We start from the raw sequence: 15466 nt of genomic DNA, 5'->3' as shown, positions 1-15466 counted from the left end.
CGGCGGCTTTTGCGTGCGGAGCGGGTAGAACTTTTTCAGGTAGCCAGAGGGGAATCAGTTGAACCTCAGGCTGAGACCTTTGCACCCCCCCCATCTGTGGCGCATTTCTGCGTTGTGCGTTTATGCCCTATGGGTACTGCTCGCTCGCTTGCCTATCGTGTGATATGTCTGTCCCACAGGGATTCCTGACGTTCACGCTTGCTGCGCTGCTACGCCTTGAACTGCATCCACATCTGAGGGTTTTGCAAAGGTCTCAGGCTACCTGAAGAGATCAGGCCGGGCTGGCCAGCCAGATAGCGCTGAGCATACGGCCGGTTTGGCCGTCGCGGCGGTAGGAGAAGAAAGTATCGCGTTCGAGCACGGTGCAGTGGTCGCCGCCGTAGATTTGGCCGATGCCTTCGCGTTGCAGTACCAGGCGGGCGAGGGCGTAGATATCGGCCAAGTATTTGCCGTTGCCGATGTCTTGAAAGGTGGCTTCCGCCGCATGGCCCAAGGGCAGGCAGAAGGCTTCCCAGACGTCCCGGCCGACTTCGAAAGCGTCGGGGCCGATGGCGGGGCCGAGCCAGGCCATGATTTCCAAGGGCGGCACCTGCATGGCGGCGACGGTGTTTTGCAGAATACCGCCGGCCAGCCCGCGCCAGCCGGCGTGGGCGGCGGCCACCACGCTGCCGGCGCGGTCGCAAAGCAAGACCGGCAAGCAGTCGGCGGTCATCACCGCGCAGGCGGCTTGTCCGCTGCGGTCGAAGGCGGCATCGGCATGGATCGGGGCGGCCACGCTGTCGGCGGCGGCCACCACGCGGTTGCTGTGGGTTTGTTCCAGATAAGCTAAGGGCAGCGGCACGGCTGCTTGTACGCGGCGGCGGTTTTCGGCCACGTCGGCCGGCCGGTCGCCGACATGGGCGCCCAAGTTCAGGCCGGCAAATACGCCTTGGCTGACACCGCCCCGGCGGGTGGTGATCAGGGTGCGGACGTTGGACGGCGCGGGCCAGTCGGCTTGCAGGAAGCCGTGGGTGTTTTCAGGTAGCCCTAAGGCGCTGTGCAGGGTTTTGTCGGGCAGCATGGGGTATCTCGGCAAGCGTGGCGGCGGATCGGGCGGGTTCTGGGGCTTATTCCGATGCGGGCGGGACGGGTTTGGAGGGCAGCAGGCCGGCTTCGCGCAGGCGTTTTTGCTGGGCGTCGTAGGCGGCTTTTTCTTTGCGGTAGATTTCTTGGATGCAGGCGTCGCCGCATTCGCTGCCGCAGCATTCCCAATCGGCGGGGGCTTCGGGTTCGGGCAGTAGCGGTTCGCCGGCAACAGAGGGCTGTTCGGGCTCAGTCATGGTCGTATCCTGCGGCAATGTCGAGCACCGCACTGTTGAATTCGATGGTGTCGCCGGCGCGGATTTTGGCGGTTTTGCGGGTTTCGATGCTGCCGTTGCGGCAGACCAAACCTTCGGCAATCAGGGCTTTGGCCTGTCCGCCGCTGTCGGCCAGGCCGGCCAGTTTCAGCAGGTCGCACAGGGCGATGTATTCTTGGTCTTCGAGATAAACGGTGGCGTGCATGATGTGTGGCGCTCGGGGGCTACCTGAAAACCTTCAGGTAGCCCGCATGGGGTCTTAATGGGGCTGGAGCAGGCTTTGATCCAGCGTGAGTTCGTCGTTTTTGTTGATGCCGATGTGGCGCTGGAGGATGTTTTCGGCGATTTGGTGCGCTTCGGCCAAAGAATGCATTTGGTAGGTGCCGCATTGGTATTCGTTGAGTTCGGGAATGCGGTTTTGGTCTTGCACGGCCAAAACGTCCTGCATGGCGGCCCGCCAGGCGGCGGCCACGCGCTCTTCGCTGGGGGTGCCGATCAGGCTCATGTAGAAGCCGGTGCGGCAGCCCATGGGGGAGATGTCGATGATTTCCACGTCGTCGCCGTTGAGGTGGTCGCGCATGAAGCCGGCAAACAGGTGCTCTAAGGTGTGGATGCCTTTTTCGGGCAGGATTTCCTGATTGGGCACGCAAAAGCGCAGGTCGTAAACGGTGATGTCGTCGCCTTTGGGGGTGCGCATGTTTTTGGCAACGCGCACGGCGGGGGCGTGCATACGGGTGTGGTCAACGGTGAAGCTGTCGAGCAGGGGCATGGCGGGGTTCCTTAATGGGGTGGATGGGGCGGCATCATAGCACAAGCGGTGGTGCCGGCTAATGAGGCCGAGGCCTTCGCAAAATCCCCATCTGCGGCGCATTTCTGCGTTGTGCGCTGCTCACTCGCTTGCCTATCTATCTGATATGTATGAACTCGCTGCGCTGCTACGCCTTGAACTGCATCCACATCTGGGGGTTTTGCAAAGGTCTCAGGCCTTAAGATTGGGCCGACGGCCAGGAGGAATAGGGGTGTTTGCTTAGATAAGCGTTGGTGTAATGGCCGTGGCTGGTGATTTCTTCGCCCAGCCAGGCCGGGCGGGGATAGGGGGTGTTTTCGTCGGGCAGCTCCAGTTCGGCCACTACCAGAGGGGCGTTTTCGCCGAGATATTCGTCGATTTCGAAGGTGAAGCCTTGGTAAGAGACGGTGTAGCGGTGCTTTTCCAGTTTAAACGGGCACAGGCCGGACAAAATGGCTTCGGCGTCGGCCAAGGGAATCGGGTATTCGAATTCGCTGCGGCTCACGTCGGAAAGATAGCCTTTTAGGGTGAGCCAGGCTTGGCTGCCGCTGATGCGCACGCGGATGCTGCACGCTTTGTCCACTTTCAGGTAGCCTTGGCGCAGGATTTGCGGGGCGCCGGCCAAGGCGCGCCAGTCGTTGTTGGCCAGCAGAAAGCGGCGTTCGATTTCTATGCTCATGATTTGAAGGCTCAGAAGGGTTTGTACACCACCAAATACAGCGCGAAGGCCATGATGAACACCGGAATTTCGTTGAATACGCGGTACCAGCGGTGGGAGTAGCGGTTGCGGTTGTCTTGGAAATCGAGCAGCAGGCGGTAACAGTAGAAGTGGTAGCCCAAAAGCACCACGGCCAGCGTGAGCTTGGTGTGCACCCAGCCTTGGCCCCACCAGCCGGTAACAAACGGAATGGCGAAGCCGGTGATAACGGCGCCGATGCCCAGCGGCGTCATGAATTTGAACAGGCGCTCGGCCATGCCGAGCAGATGGCGGTATTCTGTGCTGCCCGTGCCCACGGCGGCGAGGTTCACATAAATGCGCGGCAGGTAAAACAGGCCGGCAAACCAGGCGATGATGAAGAAAATATGCAGCAGTTTGAGCAGAAGATACATGGTCAGGCTACCTGAAAGGGAAGGCGGCTATTGTAGCCGAAGCGGGTGTGTGTCTGCCACGGCGGGGCCGGCATGGGGTGGGGATTAAGAAACGATGCGCCCCAGATATTCGCCGAGCCGCCACCATTGGAACACCATCAACGACACCACTTCGCCGGCCATGAATTTCAGACCTGTGCGCCCGTGATAGCGGCTGGTGGGCGTGGCTTCGGTTTGGTAGTTGAGGCCGGCGTAGCTGGCCATGGCGGCGGCGCGGGCCAGATGGTGGGGGTCGCTGACGATGATCACGCTGTCCAAACCGTTGCGGCGCAACAGATCGCGGGTATTGAGCAGGTTTTGCAGGGTGTCGCGCGAGGTGTTTTCATACAGAATGTCGCGCTCGGGAATGCCTTGGGCCAAAGCGTAGCGGCGGCCGACTTCGGCTTCGGTCATGAAGCCGGCTTTGGGTGTGCCGCCGGTGAAAATGAGTTTGCCCACCCGCCCGCTGCGGTAGAGCGTGATGCCGTGCTTGATGCGTTCGCGGAACACGGGAGAAGGGTTTTTGTCCCAAGCGGCCGCACCCAAAACCACCGCGGCATCGGCGCGGCCGGCGGTTTGCCCGGCGTAGTGCTGCACCTGCCAAACGCACCACACCGCCTGCGTCAGCACCAAGAGGAGGCTGATTTTGATGCCGCGCCAAAAATGGCGCCGCAGGCCGGAGCGGGGGAGTCGGGGCATGGCGGCTCAGTCGAACAGGGCGGTGATGTTGTCCAGCGGCCGGCCGATGGCGGCGCGTTGCCGGTACACCGCAATCGGGCGTTCGATCAATGCCGGATGGCGGTGCATGGCGCGGATGAGGGCGGCGTTGTCGGCACCTTCGAGGCCGAGTTCGGCAAACAGGCTGTCTTGGCGGCGCATCATCTGGGCGGCGTCGGTGAAACCGAGCTGCGCGAGTAAAGCCGCCAGTTCGGCTTCGGAGGGCGGCTGTTTCTGGTAGTCAATCACTTGAACGGGGGCGGAGCTGTGCTGTTGCAGCCAATCGAGGGCGGCACGCGATTTGGAGCAGCGCGGATTGTGATAAAGCAGGACGGTGTCGTTCATAATGTGAAGTCTGAAGAAAAAACGGAATATATCGTACAATACCTGCCGTGTTCAGGCTACCTGAAGGAGTGGATGATGCGCAAAAGCATCAGAATCGTGGCGTGTGCCGTTTGGCTGGCCGCAGCGGCTGCAGCGCAGAGTGCGGATTTGGTTGAGCACCGCAGCAACCGAAGCGTGTCTTTGGATGACGGCGGTAAACGGATTCAAGTGGTGAATGTTTGGGCCACTTGGTGCGTGCCTTGCCGTAAAGAGATGCCTTTGTTGTCCCGTTGGTATGGCCGCCAGCAGCCGGCACGAGTGCAGATGGTGGGCGTGGCTTTGGACAATGCGGCCAATGTGAGCCGTTTTCTGCAAAGCACGCCGGTGCGCTACCCGATTTGGCGTTACACCGGCGGCGACAGTACGGCTTGGATGAAGCAGTTGGGCAATCCGGTCGGCGCCCTGCCGTTTACCTTGGTGCGGGTGCAAGGTTGCCGCCATCAGCAGCCTTTGTTGGGCGAGGTGGACGAAGCCAAGCTGACGCAGGCGGTCAATGAAGTGGCGGCTCGTTGCCGCCTGTAATTGAAATGAAAAAAGAGGCTACCTGAAATGCTTTCAGGTAGCCTCTTGATCATTGGCGCCGCTTATTTTTTCAAAGAGTCGCGGATTTCGCGCAGCAGCAATACTTCTTCGGAAGGCGCGGCCGGGGCTTCTTCTACCGCCGGGGCTTCGCGTTTCATTTTGTTGATCAGTTTCACCACCACGAAAATAGCGGAAGCCACAATCAGGAAGCTGATGAGGGTGTTGATGAACAGGCCCACATTTAGGGTTACCGCGCCGTCGGCTTGGGCGGCCGCCAAGGTGGCGTAGCCGTCGGCAGGGGCGGATACGCCGTTTTTCAGGGTCAGGAACAGATTGGAAAAGTCCACGCCGCCGAGCAAAAGGCCGATGGGCGGCATGATGACGTCGTCCACCAAAGATTTGACGATGCCGGAAAAGGCGGTGCCCACCACCATACCCACGGCCAAATCAATGACGTTGCCGCGCATAATAAATTCTTTAAATTCTTGACGTAAAGACATAGATCTTCCCTCTTTCTAAAATAAAATATCCGTGGGCGCGCATCATAAAGCGTTTTGTGTTGGTTGCGGTTTGCTCGGGTTAAGGTTTGTTATTGAGTGGGCCTGTGGCATGGCGGGTGAATGGATGGGAAGGATAGGGCGTGCGACACCCGAGGTTCGAGAATATGGACACAAGTGAGGGCGGCGGCTAGAACGCCTGTGGATTGGTCTGTGAGAAATCTTTCCGTAATGTGTGACGCCGCAGTTCAGTCAAACTCACGCAGACGCCTCGGAAGCCTTGCCCTGCAAGGCGCGTTGCACGCCGTAGATGGCGCACAGCACCAGCCCGAAGCCCAGCAGCGCGGGCAGGCTCAGGCGCTGGTCAAGAAACACCCAGCCCAGCGCGAAGGCGCATACCGGGCTGAGCAGGCCCAGCGAGGACACCACCGCAGGCGGCAGCAGGCGGATGCCGCGGAAAAACAGCGCATAGGCCAGCACCGCGCCCACCAGGCACAAATACAGGTAGCCGCCCCAGTGGCGCAGGGTCAGCGCCGGCAGCGGCGCTTCCAGCCACAGCGCCAGCGGCAACAGGAACAAGCCGCCAGCCACCAGCTGCCAACCGGTAAAAGCCAGCAGCGGCATGGACGACTGCCAGCGCTTGGAAAACCACAGCCCCAGCGCCATCGAGGCCGCCCCGGCCAGCGCCGCGACCATGCCCAGCGCATCGAACCGCGCCTGCGGCGAATACACCAGCAGCGCAATACCGGCCACGCCCGCCAGCGCCCAATACCACGCCGCCCTGGGCTGCGGCTGCCGCCCCAACAGCCAGGACAGCGCCAGCACCATCAGGATTTGCGTCGAAGTGAGAATGGCCGCCAGCCCGCCCGGCAGGCGATAGGCGGCCACAAACAGCATGGCCTGAAACAGGCCGATATTGAGCACGCCCAACAGCAGCAAGCGCAGCCACTCGCCGCGCTGCGGCCAGCGCCGCGTCCACAACAACAGCAACAGCCCGGCGGGCAGACAGCGCAGCAAAGCCGCGTAAAAAGGCCGATCCGGCGGCAGAAATTCAGTGGTGACCAAATAAGTGCTGCCCCAGATCAGCGGCGCCAGCGCCGTGGTCATGAGCAGCAGGGGATAACGGGCGGGAGGCGGGTTCATGGAGGCTCCTGTCGATTTATCTTCAACTAAAGACAAATCCATTCTGCTCGCCATTTATCTTTAAGTCAAGATAAAATGACGACCTGTTGCCCGCCAAGGAACCGCCCATGAAGCCCCAACCCGATTACGAAGCAACGCCCGATGCCGTGGACGCCATCGTCGCCCAATGGCAGCGCGAGCTGCCTGAACTGCCCACCGCCGACATGGCGCTGATCGGCCGCCTCAAACGCTGCGCCGCGCTGATCCAGCCCCGGCTTGAAGCCGTCTTTGCCGAACATGGCCTGAGCAGCGGCGGCTTTGACGTGCTCGCCACCCTGCGCCGCAGCGGCGCGCCCTATACGCTAAGCCCCACCGCCCTGTTCGCGGCGCTGATGATCACCTCCGGCACCATGACCCAGCGCCTCAAACACTTGGAAGCGCAAGGCTGGATCCGCCGCCTGCCCAACCCCGACGACGCCCGCAGCCTGCTGGTGCAGCTGACCGACAGCGGCAAGGCGCTGATCGAAGCCGCCCTCCCCCCCCACGTGGACAACGAATCCCGCCTGCTCGCCGCCCTGTCGCCCGACGCCCGCCAGCAACTGGATGCCGGCCTCGCCGCCCTGCTGCGGGTGTTGGAAGAAAAAGGCTGATGCCCGCACAAAGCACTTTGCAGGCAGTCCCTCTCTTCATGCCGGCCTTGCCGGCGCCTGGCAACCGCCGGCAGGGGCAGGCACGGGGGCGTCGGCGTGGCTCGTGGCTCAGGCGCTTTGGCGCCGCGCTTGCTGGATGCGCTGGACACAGGCTGTGCGCTGTCGGCCAGTTCCAGCACATGCGGCAGCTTGGGAACACCTGGCCAGCCCGATGGCAGGGTGTGGGGATGCGTGGACGGGCCGCCGCTTTCGCTCAGCGGGACGCCGCTGCTGGCGTGCACCGCGAAGCATGAGCCGAGACCTTTGCAAAACCCCCATCTGCGGCGCATTTCTGCGTTGTGCGCTGCTACGCCTTGAACTGCATCCACATCTGGGGGTTTTGCAAAGGTCTTAGCCGCGGCAAGCTGCGCAGCTGCAGGGTTTTGATTTGCTGTCCGTCCCAGTCGCTGGACAGCAGCAGGCGCTCGTTGATCAGGGCGTAGTGGGTGCGCTTGCGCAGATGGGCATCGACCTAGAAGCGCCTCAGCATGAGATACAGCCCCAGGCCCGCGAAGATCAGGCCAAACAGCGGGATCAGCCCATCCCCCTCTTTCATTTGCAGCGCCTGCCATTCCCAGAAGATGGCAAAGCCGTCCCTCAGACAGGAGAAGGGGATGGCCCACGCATCGGCGCGCCGCAGCAGGGGCTGGGCGGCCCAGGTGGCCAGGCGGTAGAGCACGCGGATCATGGCAACGCGGCGGCGGACAAAGGGCTGGGCGTTGGCGCATCGCCGCCCACATCCGCCACCACCAATGCCGGTCCATCGCCGGGCGCTTGGGCCAGGCACTGCCCTTGCGGCCCCCAAATGGCCGATTGACCCACGGCGACGTAAGGTCCCGTGGAGCCGCCAAAGTTGGCCATGAGTACGTGCCAACCATAGCGCACGGCGTGGCGGCGAAGCTGGGCACTGTCGGCCTGCACCCCTGTGGCGGTGGTCAGAATGCCCGCGCTGTATAGGCGTGCGCCTTGTTCAGCGGCACGCTGGGCGTGGATAGGGTGATTGGCGTCGGCGCAAATGGCCAGTCCCACCGCCGTGCCGCCCAGCGCCACCACGCAGACAGGAGCATGGCCCGGTTGGGCAAAGGCGTCTTCCCCCGCGTGCAGGTGGTGCTTGCGGTACACGGTGCGGCCGCCATCGGCGTGCAACAGCACAGCGCCTATCCACGGCTTGGCGCCCGCTGGGGCAGCGCAGGCCAGTGGCAAACCCACCACGGTGTTTAGACGCAGGCGCTGCGCAGCTTGCGACAGGGCGTTCAGTACGGAGCTGTCGGGGGGCAGTGCGCAAGCAGCCAGGTACCCGGGTTCATAACCCGTCAGTGAAAGCTCGGGAAACTGCAACCACTGCGCCCCCTGCTCCGCCGCCTGTTCCATCCAGCGCAAGTGGTCTTGCACATTGGCCGCCACATCGCCCGCCACGGGCAGGGTCTGAGCTACGGCCACGCGGTGCAAAGCAAGGCTGGGCATGGCCAGGTATTTCGCGCGATCGACGCGGGCAGTTTTGCCCGGCGTGTTGATGTTTTCGATGTCGATTTTGTCGTCAGGCATGGAGCTTTTCCTTGATGGCAATGGGCGGATTTTTGAAGCCCATGCCTATCCACGCGCCCAATAGCTTGGCGTAAAACCCCAGCGATTGTTTGGGCAGATTGGGCAAGTCGTCGGGCAGCGCCGAGGCGTCGGCCAGGTCGCTCGCCATGGTGCGCATTTGCGGCTTGGGGCGGGAAGCCGCCGGCCACAGATGCAGGTAAATATCCAGCCAGTGCGCGCCCTTGAGCTCCATGAACATGGGCGTGTTGCAGCAGGTGGCGACCACGCGCCGGGTGCCTGAGTCGTCAGTGAGGCGAAATTCGGCCAGACGGTCAAAGCCCTCCACAAAGCGCACGCGGTCTTTGCGATACAGGGCGGTTGCCGTCGCGCCCAGAGGGGTGAGCAGGTTCTGCGCTTGCGGAAGAGCCGCCAAACGTCCGGCGGCCGCGCGGCAGCTGTTGCACAGGCATTCGGTCACCATGAACGGCGCGCCGACGACCTCGATGCGCGTCTGGCCGCAGCGGCAGGCCAGTGGAGTGAATGGGGTCATGAATGTTTCTCCTTCTGTGTTAAGGGCTGCCTGAAGCGCTTTCAAGCAGCGGTGCGCGGTCACGTTTGCGGTGCACCGTAAGTTTTCAGGTAGCCTGACGCAGCCACCAATACGTGGTGCTCGATATGCGTCCCATGGCAAGCACTGTCTGATCTGCCCCGACCAATGGACGCTGCAATATGCCGACAGGCGGCTCTTCTGGCAAGGGCGCAGTTTGGCAGACCCTTGCCACCGTGCTGGTAGTCAGGCCAACACTGGGCAATCTGGGCATAAGTCAACCGCTAAGTGTGCTGCCGGGTCACTGTGTATTCGAGCTGGCCAGTATTACGACACCGAGAGGACGTGAGCTTCGATCCAACAGACGCTCGTTTGGGCTTCTTCACCAAACGGCAGCCACATCTTGAGGGGCAAAAGATTCAGGCTACCTGAAAAATGTTCAGGTAGCCTGAATTTTTGTCTATATCGTTTGCGGCATTGAGACATGAGCGCAAAATATTCCATCTTGGTGCAAGTTTTTGTCTGCAGACGGCATACATCGGCCGCCCTGTTTAGCCGCTGCGCAAGCCATATCGCTGCCTCGGCGACAAGTCTCAAAGTGGATGCGCTTTATAAAGCAGAAAAACTAAAGCAGGAAAACAGTGGCCAAGCCGAGGAAAATCAGAAAGCCGCCGGAGTCGGTAACTGCGGTAATCAGCACGCTGCTGCCCAAGGCGGGGTCGCGCCCGCATTTGTCCATGATGACCGGAATCAGCACGCCGACGGTGGCGGCCAGCAGCAGGTTGAGCGTCATGGCCGCCACCATCACCAGGCCGATGCCCGGACTGTCATACAGCAACCAGGCAACCAGCCCCATGACGCCGCCCCAGATCAAGCCGTTGACCAAGGCCACGCTGACCTCTTTTTTCAACAGGTGGATGGCTTGGCTGCCGGTGAGTTGGCCCATGGCCATGGCGCGCACAATCATGGTGATGGTTTGGTTGCCCGAGTTGCCGCCGATGCCGGCCACGATCGGCATCAGGGCGGCCAAGGCGACGATTTTTTCGATGCTGCCTTCAAAGGCGCCGATGACGCGGCTGGCGAGAAAGGCGGTACACAGATTGATGGCCAGCCACATCCAGCGGTTTTTTACCGAGTCGAAAACAGGAGCGAACAGGTCTTCCTCTTCCTGCAAACCGGCCATGTTCAACATATCGGCCTCGGTTTCTTCGCGGATCACGTCCACCATTTCGTCCACCGTCAGGCGGCCGATGAGTTTGCCGTCGGCGTCGATGACGGGGGCGGTCACCAAGTCGTAGCGTTCGAAGGCTTGGGCTGCTTCTTCGGTGTCGTCTTCGGGGTGGAAGCGCACCACGTCGCGCGCCATGATGTGTTCCACCAGCTCGTCGGGGTCGGCAATCAGCAGGCGGCGGATGGGCAGCACGCCTTGCAGGATATCGTGGTCGTCCACCACGAAGATTTTGTCGGTGTGGTCGGGCAGGCTGTCGAAGCGGCGCAGGTAGCGCAGCACCACTTCGCAGGTAACGTCGGCGCGGATGCTGAGCAGTTCGAAGTCCATGATGGCCCCGACTTGGTCGTCTGCAAACGACATGGCGGCCTGTACTTGTGCGCGCTCTTCTTCGTCACGGGTTTGCAGGACTTCGGCGATGACTTGGTGCGGCAAGTCGTCGGCCAGCTCGGCCAGATCATCGGCATCCATGTCTTCCACCGCCGCCAGCAGCTCTTGGTTGCCCATGCTTTCGATCAGGGTTTCGCGTACGGCGTCGGACACTTCCAGCAGCACGTCGCCGTCGTCTTCGGGCGCAGCCAGCTTCCAGGCCAACACCCGCTCTTGGAGCGGCAGGGACTCGAGCACGGCGGCCATGTCGGCAGGGTGCAGTTCGTGCAGGGTGCGGGTGAGTTCGTTCAGGTAGCCGTTGAGGCGTTCGTCGGCCAGGGAGCCGCCGGGTTGGATGTCGGTATAAAAAGGCAGCAGGCGGTCGGCCAGCTCATGGATGCGGTCGATGTCGACGTTGAGGCGTTCAGCGATGGATGGGGTCGGGGTCATGCAGGCTCCGTTGCCGTGCGGCAGGAGCCGGACACGGTATTAAATGGTCTGGGTCGGAGAAAGAAAGGCGATGATCAATGAACTGGGAAGGTCCATAAATGAATGGCCCGTCCTAAACGGGCGTGATGAAAAAACGGGCAGTATTTTACACCTTTTTGTATGGCTGCGACACATCTTGTTTGATGGAGGTGGGCTGGATAGTTTCGTTTGACGAAATGTTGAGAAACATTGATTTTAGTAAATTGATTTTACAGAGAAGAATATTTCAAGTGCTTATTTAAAGAACGGCAGAGCTGCTGCAATTAAATCAAAATAAGAATTATTATCATATAAGATGGTGAAAAGATTGCCGTTTTTGGTGGTTTGTTTTGAAAGGGAGGCAGAAATTGGGTACAATGCCGCCCGTTTTACCAACATTTTCCGAAAAGGTGTGCACATATCATGTTGGCGAATTATTTTCCCGTCCTGATTTTTCTTTTGGTCGGCTTGGTAGCCGGCATATTGTTCTTAACATTGGGCAATCTGCTCGGCCCGAAACGCCACTATGCTGAAAAAGACGCGCCTTTCGAGTGCGGTTTCGAGGCTTTTGAAAACGCGCGGATGAAGTTCGACGTGCGCTACTACTTGGTGGCGATTCTGTTTATCTTGTTTGATTTGGAAGTGGCATTCATGATTCCGTGGGCCGTGGTGTTTAAAGACCTGATGGTTTCCCACGGGCAGTTTGCCTTCTGGTCGATGTTTGTGTTCATTGTGGTGCTCACGGTGGGCTTTATCTACGAATGGAAAAAAGGTGCGCTGGAATGGGAATAGAAGGCGTTTTGAATAAAGGCTTCGTAACCGCCAGCGCGGATACGGTGTTGAATTATGTGCGCACAGGCTCGTTGTGGCCGGTAACTTTCGGCTTGGCATGCTGTGCGGTAGAAATGATGCAGGCAGGTGCGTCGCGTTACGACCTCGACCGTTTCGGTATTATTTTCCGCCCGTCTCCGCGCCAGTCCGACCTGATGATTGTGGCCGGAACCTTGTGCAACAAAATGGCGCCCGCTTTACGCCGCGTATACGATCAAATGGCCGAGCCGCGCTGGGTGTTGTCGATGGGATCGTGTGCCAACGGCGGCGGCTACTACCACTATTCTTATTCAGTAGTCCGCGGTTGCGACCGCATCGTGCCGGTAGACGTATATGTGCCCGGCTGTCCGCCGACTGCCGAAGCCTTGATTTACGGCCTGATTCAGCTGCAAGGCAAAATCAAACGCACTTACACCATTGCCCGTAACTAGGAGAACAAGATGCACGTAAACGATTTGTATCCGGTTGTCCAAAACGTGTTGGGCGATAAAGCAAGCAAAGTGATCTTGGCTTTAGATGAAATTACCGTTGAATGCCAACCCGAGCACTACCTGAATATCATGACCACGCTGCGTGATCATGCCGACCTGCACTTCGAATCGTTGGTAGATTTATGCGGTGTCGATTACAGCACCTATAAAAACGAACCGTGGGAAGGCAAGCGCTTTGCCGTAGTCAGCCAGTTGGTGTCAATAAAAAACAACCAGCGCATCCGCGTGCGCGTGTGGGCGGCAGATGACGATTTTCCTGTTGTCGATTCCGTTACCGATATCTACAACAGCGCCGACTGGTACGAGCGCGAAGCCTTCGACCTGTTCGGTATTCTGTTTAACAACCACCCCGATTTGCGCCGCATTCTCACCGACTACGGTTTTGTCGGTCATCCTTTCCGCAAAGATTTCCCGATTTCCGGCTATGTAGAAATGCGCTACGACGAAGCCGAAAAACGCGTGATTTACCAACCCGTAACCATCGAGCCGCGCGAAATTACCCCGCGCATCGTCCGCGAGGAGAACTACGGTGGCTAATAAATTAAGAAACTATACCATCAACTTCGGCCCGCAGCACCCTGCCGCACACGGCGTATTGCGTATGATTTTGGAGCTGGAAGGCGAAACCATCGTCCGTGCCGACCCGCATATCGGCCTCCTGCACCGCGGTACCGAAAAACTGGCCGAAACCCGCACCTACCTGCAAGCCCTGCCTTATATGGATCGCTTGGACTACGTTTCCATGATGGTAAACGAGCAGGCGTATTGTTTGGCAGTAGAAAAGCTGACCGGTGTCGAAGTTCCTATCCGCGCCCAATACATCCGTGTGATGTTTGCCGAAGTAACCCGAATTTTGAACCACCTGATGGGTATCGGTTCCCATGCACTCGATATCGGTGCGATGACTGTATTCCTCTATGCTTTCCGCGAGCGCGAAGAGTTGATGGACTTATACGAAGCCGTATCCGGCGCCCGTATGCACGCGGCTTATTTCCGCCCCGGTGGTGTATATCGCGATTTGCCCGACTTCATGCCTAAATACGAATCGAGCAAATTCCGCAATGCCAAAGTGCTGAAGAAACTCAACGAAGCCCGCGAAGGTACCATGCTCGATTTTATCGAAGCTTTCACCGAACGCTTCCCTTCTTGTGTAGACGAATACGAAAGCCTGCTTACCGACAACCGTATTTGGAAACAGCGTACCGTCGGCATCGGCGTGGTTTCGCCCGAACGCGCCCTGCAAAAAGGCTTTACCGGCGTGATGCTGCGCGGTTCGGGCATCGAATGGGATATCCGCAAAAAAGCCCCTTATGATGCCTATGCCAACGTCGATTTCGATATTCCCGTCGGCGTAAACGGCGACTGCTACGACCGCTATCTGTGCCGCATCAACGAAATGCGCGAATCCAACCGCATTATCAAACAGTGCGTGCAATGGCTCAAAGCCAACCCCGGCCCCGTGATTGTCGATAACCACAAAGTCGCTCCGCCCAAACGCACCGAAATGAAAATGGGTATGGAAGACTTGATTCACCACTTCAAACTGTTTACCGAAGGCATGCATGTGCCCGAAGGCGAAACCTATGCCGCAGTCGAGCACCCCAAAGGCGAGTTTGGCATTTATATGATTTCAGACGGCGCCAACAAACCTTACCGCCTGAAAATCCGTGCGCCCGGCTTTGCCCACCTGCAAGGCATGGACGAAATGGCACGCGGCCACATGTTGGCCGACGTGGTAGCCATCATCGGTACGCAAGACATCGTATTCGGAGAGGTAGACCGATAATGTTATCCGCAGAATCTTTAAAACTGATAGATGTTGAATTGGCGAAATACCCTGCCGACCAACGCCGTTCCGCCATCATGGGTGCATTACGCATTGCCCAAGAAGAAAAACGCTGGCTCACGCCCGAAACCATAGAGTTTGTGGCCGATTATGTAGGCATCGCACCGGCAGCCGCTTACGAAGTCGCCACTTTCTACAATATGTACGACCTCGCCCCCGTAGGCAAATACAAACTCACCGTCTGCACCAACCTGCCTTGCGCTCTGCGCGGCGGAGTGAATGCCGCCGAATACCTGAAACAGAAACTCGGCATCGGCTTTGGCGAAACCACTTCAGACGGCCTCTATACCTTAATGGAAGGCGAGTGCATGGGCGCATGCGGCGATGCCCCCGTGATGCTGGTGAACAATCACAAAATGTGCAGTTTTATGACTGAAGAAGCGATTGAGCAAAAATTGGCGGAATTGCAGTAAGGGCTACCTGAAAGGCCGCCTGAAAAGAAAGGAAGCAAAAATGGAAGCAAAATGCTTGTGTGGTGTCGTATCCATAAAAGTTGAAGCTGACTGCAAGCTGCACGCCTGCCATTGCGGCAAATGCCGTACTTGGGGTAGTGGTGCAAGTTTTACCTTGACGGCCAAAAAACCTGAAATCAGTGGCAGCGAACATATCGGCCGCTACTGCTCGTCCGAATGGGCGCAACGCTGTTTCTGCAAACAATGCGGCACGCACCTGTTTGTTCAGGTGGGCGACGATTATTACATCAATGCGGGATTATTTGCCGATAACGCCGATTTTAAGCTGGAAAGCCAAATTTTTATCGACTGCAAAGCACCGTATTACGATTTGGCCAACGATACGCCGAAACTGACCGAGCATGAGTTTTTAGCCATGATTGGCGCGGAGAAATAACGGGCAGCAGGCCGTAGGTCGAATTCTTGAATCCGACGTTAGCAAGGTTGCAACTCGGAAAAATGTCGGATTAATGTCGGATTCAAGAATCCGACCTACAAAACCTTAAAGGCGTTTGAATCCGATACGG

At 58.9% G+C, this 15466-nt stretch carries 23 protein-coding genes and 1 pseudogene; 10 read left to right on the top strand and 14 right to left on the bottom strand.

All coding sequences use genetic code 11. The annotated features are described in order from the left end of the window. Window positions 1–79: 79 nt before the first annotated feature. A pseudogene (locus H3L94_RS13075) lies at window positions 80–266 on the top strand (ATP-dependent exonuclease). 5 nt (window positions 267–271) lie between these two features. Here H3L94_RS13075 and pgeF read toward each other — a convergent pair. The 4 genes from pgeF to luxS are packed head-to-tail and all read right to left on the bottom strand — an operon-like array spanning window position 272 to window position 2106. Beyond that, window positions 272–1060: a peptidoglycan editing factor PgeF gene (gene pgeF / locus H3L94_RS09520; RefSeq protein WP_182121825.1), complete on the bottom strand. Its 789-nt coding sequence runs from the start codon at window positions 1058–1060 to the stop codon at window positions 272–274. 46 nt (window positions 1061–1106) lie between these two features. Next, a complete protein-coding gene (locus H3L94_RS09515) occupies window positions 1107–1319 on the bottom strand; it encodes an oxidoreductase-like domain-containing protein (RefSeq protein ID WP_182121824.1) in 213 nt (70 codons plus the stop codon). Then, on the bottom strand, window positions 1312–1542 hold the full coding sequence (locus H3L94_RS09510) for an RNA-binding S4 domain-containing protein (RefSeq protein ID WP_182121823.1): 231 nt from the start codon (window positions 1540–1542) through the stop codon (window positions 1312–1314). The genes H3L94_RS09515 and H3L94_RS09510 overlap by 8 nt, the downstream gene beginning before the upstream one ends. A 54-nt stretch (window positions 1543–1596) precedes the next feature. Beyond that, a complete protein-coding gene (luxS, locus tag H3L94_RS09505; RefSeq protein WP_182121822.1) occupies window positions 1597–2106 on the bottom strand; it encodes an S-ribosylhomocysteine lyase in 510 nt (169 codons plus the stop codon). 61 nt (window positions 2107–2167) lie between these two features. Here luxS and H3L94_RS12625 point away from each other — a divergent pair, with 61 nt between their 5' ends. Beyond that, the gene (locus H3L94_RS12625; RefSeq protein WP_244958748.1) at window positions 2168–2368 is read left to right on the top strand and encodes a lipoprotein signal peptidase; all 201 of its coding nucleotides are present in this window, start codon (window positions 2168–2170) and stop codon (window positions 2366–2368) included. Here H3L94_RS12625 and H3L94_RS09500 read toward each other — a convergent pair. The 4 genes from H3L94_RS09500 to arsC all read right to left on the bottom strand — a co-directional run bounded on the left by H3L94_RS09500 (window position 2324) and on the right by arsC (window position 4314). Beyond that, entirely contained in the window at window positions 2324–2803 is a 480-nt protein-coding gene (locus H3L94_RS09500) for a CYTH domain-containing protein (RefSeq protein WP_182121821.1), read from the bottom strand. The genes H3L94_RS12625 and H3L94_RS09500 overlap by 45 nt on opposite strands. Before the next feature lie 11 nt (window positions 2804–2814). Next, a complete protein-coding gene (locus H3L94_RS09495; RefSeq protein WP_182121820.1) occupies window positions 2815–3234 on the bottom strand; it encodes a CopD family protein in 420 nt (139 codons plus the stop codon). Window positions 3235–3318: 84 nt separating this feature from the next. After that, a complete protein-coding gene (locus H3L94_RS09490) occupies window positions 3319–3951 on the bottom strand; it encodes a YdcF family protein (RefSeq protein ID WP_182121819.1) in 633 nt (210 codons plus the stop codon). A gap of 6 nt (window positions 3952–3957) precedes the next feature. Further along, window positions 3958–4314, bottom strand: coding sequence for an arsenate reductase (glutaredoxin) (gene arsC, locus H3L94_RS09485; RefSeq protein ID WP_182121818.1), 357 nt, complete (start codon window positions 4312–4314; stop codon window positions 3958–3960). A gap of 75 nt (window positions 4315–4389) precedes the next feature. Here arsC and H3L94_RS09480 point away from each other — a divergent pair, with 75 nt between their 5' ends. Continuing rightward, window positions 4390–4875 (top strand): TlpA disulfide reductase family protein, encoded by a 486-nt coding sequence (locus H3L94_RS09480; RefSeq protein ID WP_244958747.1) that lies wholly within the window; start codon window positions 4390–4392, stop codon window positions 4873–4875. Window positions 4876–4937: 62 nt separating this feature from the next. Here the strand turns inward: H3L94_RS09480 and mscL are convergent, their stop codons facing one another. Next, window positions 4938–5375 (bottom strand): large conductance mechanosensitive channel protein MscL, encoded by a 438-nt coding sequence (gene mscL / locus H3L94_RS09475; protein ID WP_009119564.1) that lies wholly within the window; start codon window positions 5373–5375, stop codon window positions 4938–4940. A gap of 255 nt (window positions 5376–5630) precedes the next feature. Then, on the bottom strand, window positions 5631–6515 hold the full coding sequence (locus H3L94_RS09470) for an EamA family transporter (RefSeq protein ID WP_182121816.1): 885 nt from the start codon (window positions 6513–6515) through the stop codon (window positions 5631–5633). A 107-nt stretch (window positions 6516–6622) separates the two neighbouring features. Here H3L94_RS09470 and H3L94_RS09465 point away from each other — a divergent pair, with 107 nt between their 5' ends. Next, window positions 6623–7144 carry a MarR family winged helix-turn-helix transcriptional regulator gene (locus tag H3L94_RS09465; RefSeq protein ID WP_182121815.1) on the top strand — a complete coding sequence of 174 codons (522 nt, stop codon included), beginning with the start codon at window positions 6623–6625 and terminating at the stop codon, window positions 7142–7144. Between the two features lie 511 nt (window positions 7145–7655). On the opposite strand, the gene H3L94_RS09460 is transcribed toward H3L94_RS09465, so the two are convergent. The 4 genes from H3L94_RS09460 to mgtE form a co-directional block, all read right to left on the bottom strand. Next, the gene (locus tag H3L94_RS09460) at window positions 7656–7871 is read right to left on the bottom strand and encodes a hypothetical protein (protein ID WP_182121814.1); all 216 of its coding nucleotides are present in this window, start codon (window positions 7869–7871) and stop codon (window positions 7656–7658) included. Further along, a complete protein-coding gene (locus H3L94_RS09455; RefSeq protein ID WP_220457301.1) occupies window positions 7868–8728 on the bottom strand; it encodes a carbon-nitrogen hydrolase family protein in 861 nt (286 codons plus the stop codon). The genes H3L94_RS09460 and H3L94_RS09455 overlap by 4 nt, the downstream gene beginning before the upstream one ends. Beyond that, on the bottom strand, window positions 8721–9257 hold the full coding sequence (locus H3L94_RS09450; protein WP_182121813.1) for a GFA family protein: 537 nt from the start codon (window positions 9255–9257) through the stop codon (window positions 8721–8723). The genes H3L94_RS09455 and H3L94_RS09450 overlap by 8 nt, the downstream gene beginning before the upstream one ends. A gap of 622 nt (window positions 9258–9879) precedes the next feature. Further along, window positions 9880–11301, bottom strand: a complete 1422-nt coding sequence (gene mgtE / locus H3L94_RS09445) for a magnesium transporter (protein WP_009119556.1) — start codon at window positions 11299–11301, stop codon at window positions 9880–9882. Between the two features lie 441 nt (window positions 11302–11742). Here mgtE and H3L94_RS09440 point away from each other — a divergent pair, with 441 nt between their 5' ends. From H3L94_RS09440 to H3L94_RS09415, 6 genes are read left to right on the top strand one after another with little or no spacing between them, the layout of a single operon-like run. Then, window positions 11743–12111: an NADH-quinone oxidoreductase subunit A gene (locus H3L94_RS09440; RefSeq protein WP_009119554.1), complete on the top strand. Its 369-nt coding sequence runs from the start codon at window positions 11743–11745 to the stop codon at window positions 12109–12111. Then, complete coding sequence (locus H3L94_RS09435) at window positions 12102–12581, top strand: NuoB/complex I 20 kDa subunit family protein (protein ID WP_009115715.1); 480 nt, start codon at window positions 12102–12104, stop codon at window positions 12579–12581. Before H3L94_RS09440 ends, H3L94_RS09435 begins: the two co-directional genes overlap by 10 nt. A 9-nt stretch (window positions 12582–12590) precedes the next feature. Beyond that, window positions 12591–13178 (top strand): NADH-quinone oxidoreductase subunit C, encoded by a 588-nt coding sequence (locus H3L94_RS09430; protein WP_054599409.1) that lies wholly within the window; start codon window positions 12591–12593, stop codon window positions 13176–13178. Beyond that, window positions 13171–14427 (top strand): NADH dehydrogenase (quinone) subunit D, encoded by a 1257-nt coding sequence (nuoD, locus tag H3L94_RS09425; RefSeq protein ID WP_054599410.1) that lies wholly within the window; start codon window positions 13171–13173, stop codon window positions 14425–14427. The genes H3L94_RS09430 and nuoD overlap by 8 nt, the downstream gene beginning before the upstream one ends. After that, complete coding sequence (gene nuoE / locus H3L94_RS09420) at window positions 14427–14900, top strand: NADH-quinone oxidoreductase subunit NuoE (RefSeq protein ID WP_054599411.1); 474 nt, start codon at window positions 14427–14429, stop codon at window positions 14898–14900. Before nuoD ends, nuoE begins: the two co-directional genes overlap by 1 nt. A 40-nt stretch (window positions 14901–14940) precedes the next feature. Further along, a complete protein-coding gene (locus tag H3L94_RS09415) occupies window positions 14941–15336 on the top strand; it encodes a GFA family protein (RefSeq protein ID WP_182123151.1) in 396 nt (131 codons plus the stop codon). Window positions 15337–15466 lie beyond the last annotated feature (130 nt).

This window comes from Neisseria shayeganii, from assembly GCF_014054965.1.
Classification (GTDB): Bacteria; Pseudomonadota; Gammaproteobacteria; order Burkholderiales; family Neisseriaceae; genus Eikenella; species Eikenella shayeganii.
This window is presented reverse-complemented; position numbering and strand designations above follow the sequence as displayed.

Coding starts and splice junctions, on each gene's coding strand:
- mgtE (WP_009119556.1), bottom strand. CDS start 11,301: ATGACCCCGACCCCATCCATCGCTGAACGCCTCAACGTCGACATCGAC.
- H3L94_RS09460 (WP_182121814.1), bottom strand. CDS start 7,871: ATGATCCGCGTGCTCTACCGCCTGGCCACCTGGGCCGCCCAGCCCCTG.
- H3L94_RS09430 (WP_054599409.1), top strand. CDS start 12,591: ATGCACGTAAACGATTTGTATCCGGTTGTCCAAAACGTGTTGGGCGAT.
- H3L94_RS09490 (WP_182121819.1), bottom strand. CDS start 3,951: ATGCCCCGACTCCCCCGCTCCGGCCTGCGGCGCCATTTTTGGCGCGGC.
- H3L94_RS09465 (WP_182121815.1), top strand. CDS start 6,623: ATGAAGCCCCAACCCGATTACGAAGCAACGCCCGATGCCGTGGACGCC.
- nuoE (WP_054599411.1), top strand. CDS start 14,427: ATGTTATCCGCAGAATCTTTAAAACTGATAGATGTTGAATTGGCGAAA.
- H3L94_RS09495 (WP_182121820.1), bottom strand. CDS start 3,234: ATGTATCTTCTGCTCAAACTGCTGCATATTTTCTTCATCATCGCCTGG.
- H3L94_RS12625 (WP_244958748.1), top strand. CDS start 2,168: ATGAGGCCGAGGCCTTCGCAAAATCCCCATCTGCGGCGCATTTCTGCG.
- mscL (WP_009119564.1), bottom strand. CDS start 5,375: ATGTCTTTACGTCAAGAATTTAAAGAATTTATTATGCGCGGCAACGTC.
- H3L94_RS09440 (WP_009119554.1), top strand. CDS start 11,743: ATGTTGGCGAATTATTTTCCCGTCCTGATTTTTCTTTTGGTCGGCTTG.
- H3L94_RS09455 (WP_220457301.1), bottom strand. CDS start 8,728: ATGCCTGACGACAAAATCGACATCGAAAACATCAACACGCCGGGCAAA.
- H3L94_RS09510 (WP_182121823.1), bottom strand. CDS start 1,542: ATGCACGCCACCGTTTATCTCGAAGACCAAGAATACATCGCCCTGTGC.
- H3L94_RS09470 (WP_182121816.1), bottom strand. CDS start 6,515: ATGAACCCGCCTCCCGCCCGTTATCCCCTGCTGCTCATGACCACGGCG.
- arsC (WP_182121818.1), bottom strand. CDS start 4,314: ATGAACGACACCGTCCTGCTTTATCACAATCCGCGCTGCTCCAAATCG.
- H3L94_RS09435 (WP_009115715.1), top strand. CDS start 12,102: ATGGGAATAGAAGGCGTTTTGAATAAAGGCTTCGTAACCGCCAGCGCG.
- H3L94_RS09415 (WP_182123151.1), top strand. CDS start 14,941: ATGGAAGCAAAATGCTTGTGTGGTGTCGTATCCATAAAAGTTGAAGCT.
- H3L94_RS09515 (WP_182121824.1), bottom strand. CDS start 1,319: ATGACTGAGCCCGAACAGCCCTCTGTTGCCGGCGAACCGCTACTGCCC.
- luxS (WP_182121822.1), bottom strand. CDS start 2,106: ATGCCCCTGCTCGACAGCTTCACCGTTGACCACACCCGTATGCACGCC.
- pgeF (WP_182121825.1), bottom strand. CDS start 1,060: ATGCTGCCCGACAAAACCCTGCACAGCGCCTTAGGGCTACCTGAAAAC.
- H3L94_RS09500 (WP_182121821.1), bottom strand. CDS start 2,803: ATGAGCATAGAAATCGAACGCCGCTTTCTGCTGGCCAACAACGACTGG.
- H3L94_RS09450 (WP_182121813.1), bottom strand. CDS start 9,257: ATGACCCCATTCACTCCACTGGCCTGCCGCTGCGGCCAGACGCGCATC.
- H3L94_RS09480 (WP_244958747.1), top strand. CDS start 4,390: ATGCGCAAAAGCATCAGAATCGTGGCGTGTGCCGTTTGGCTGGCCGCA.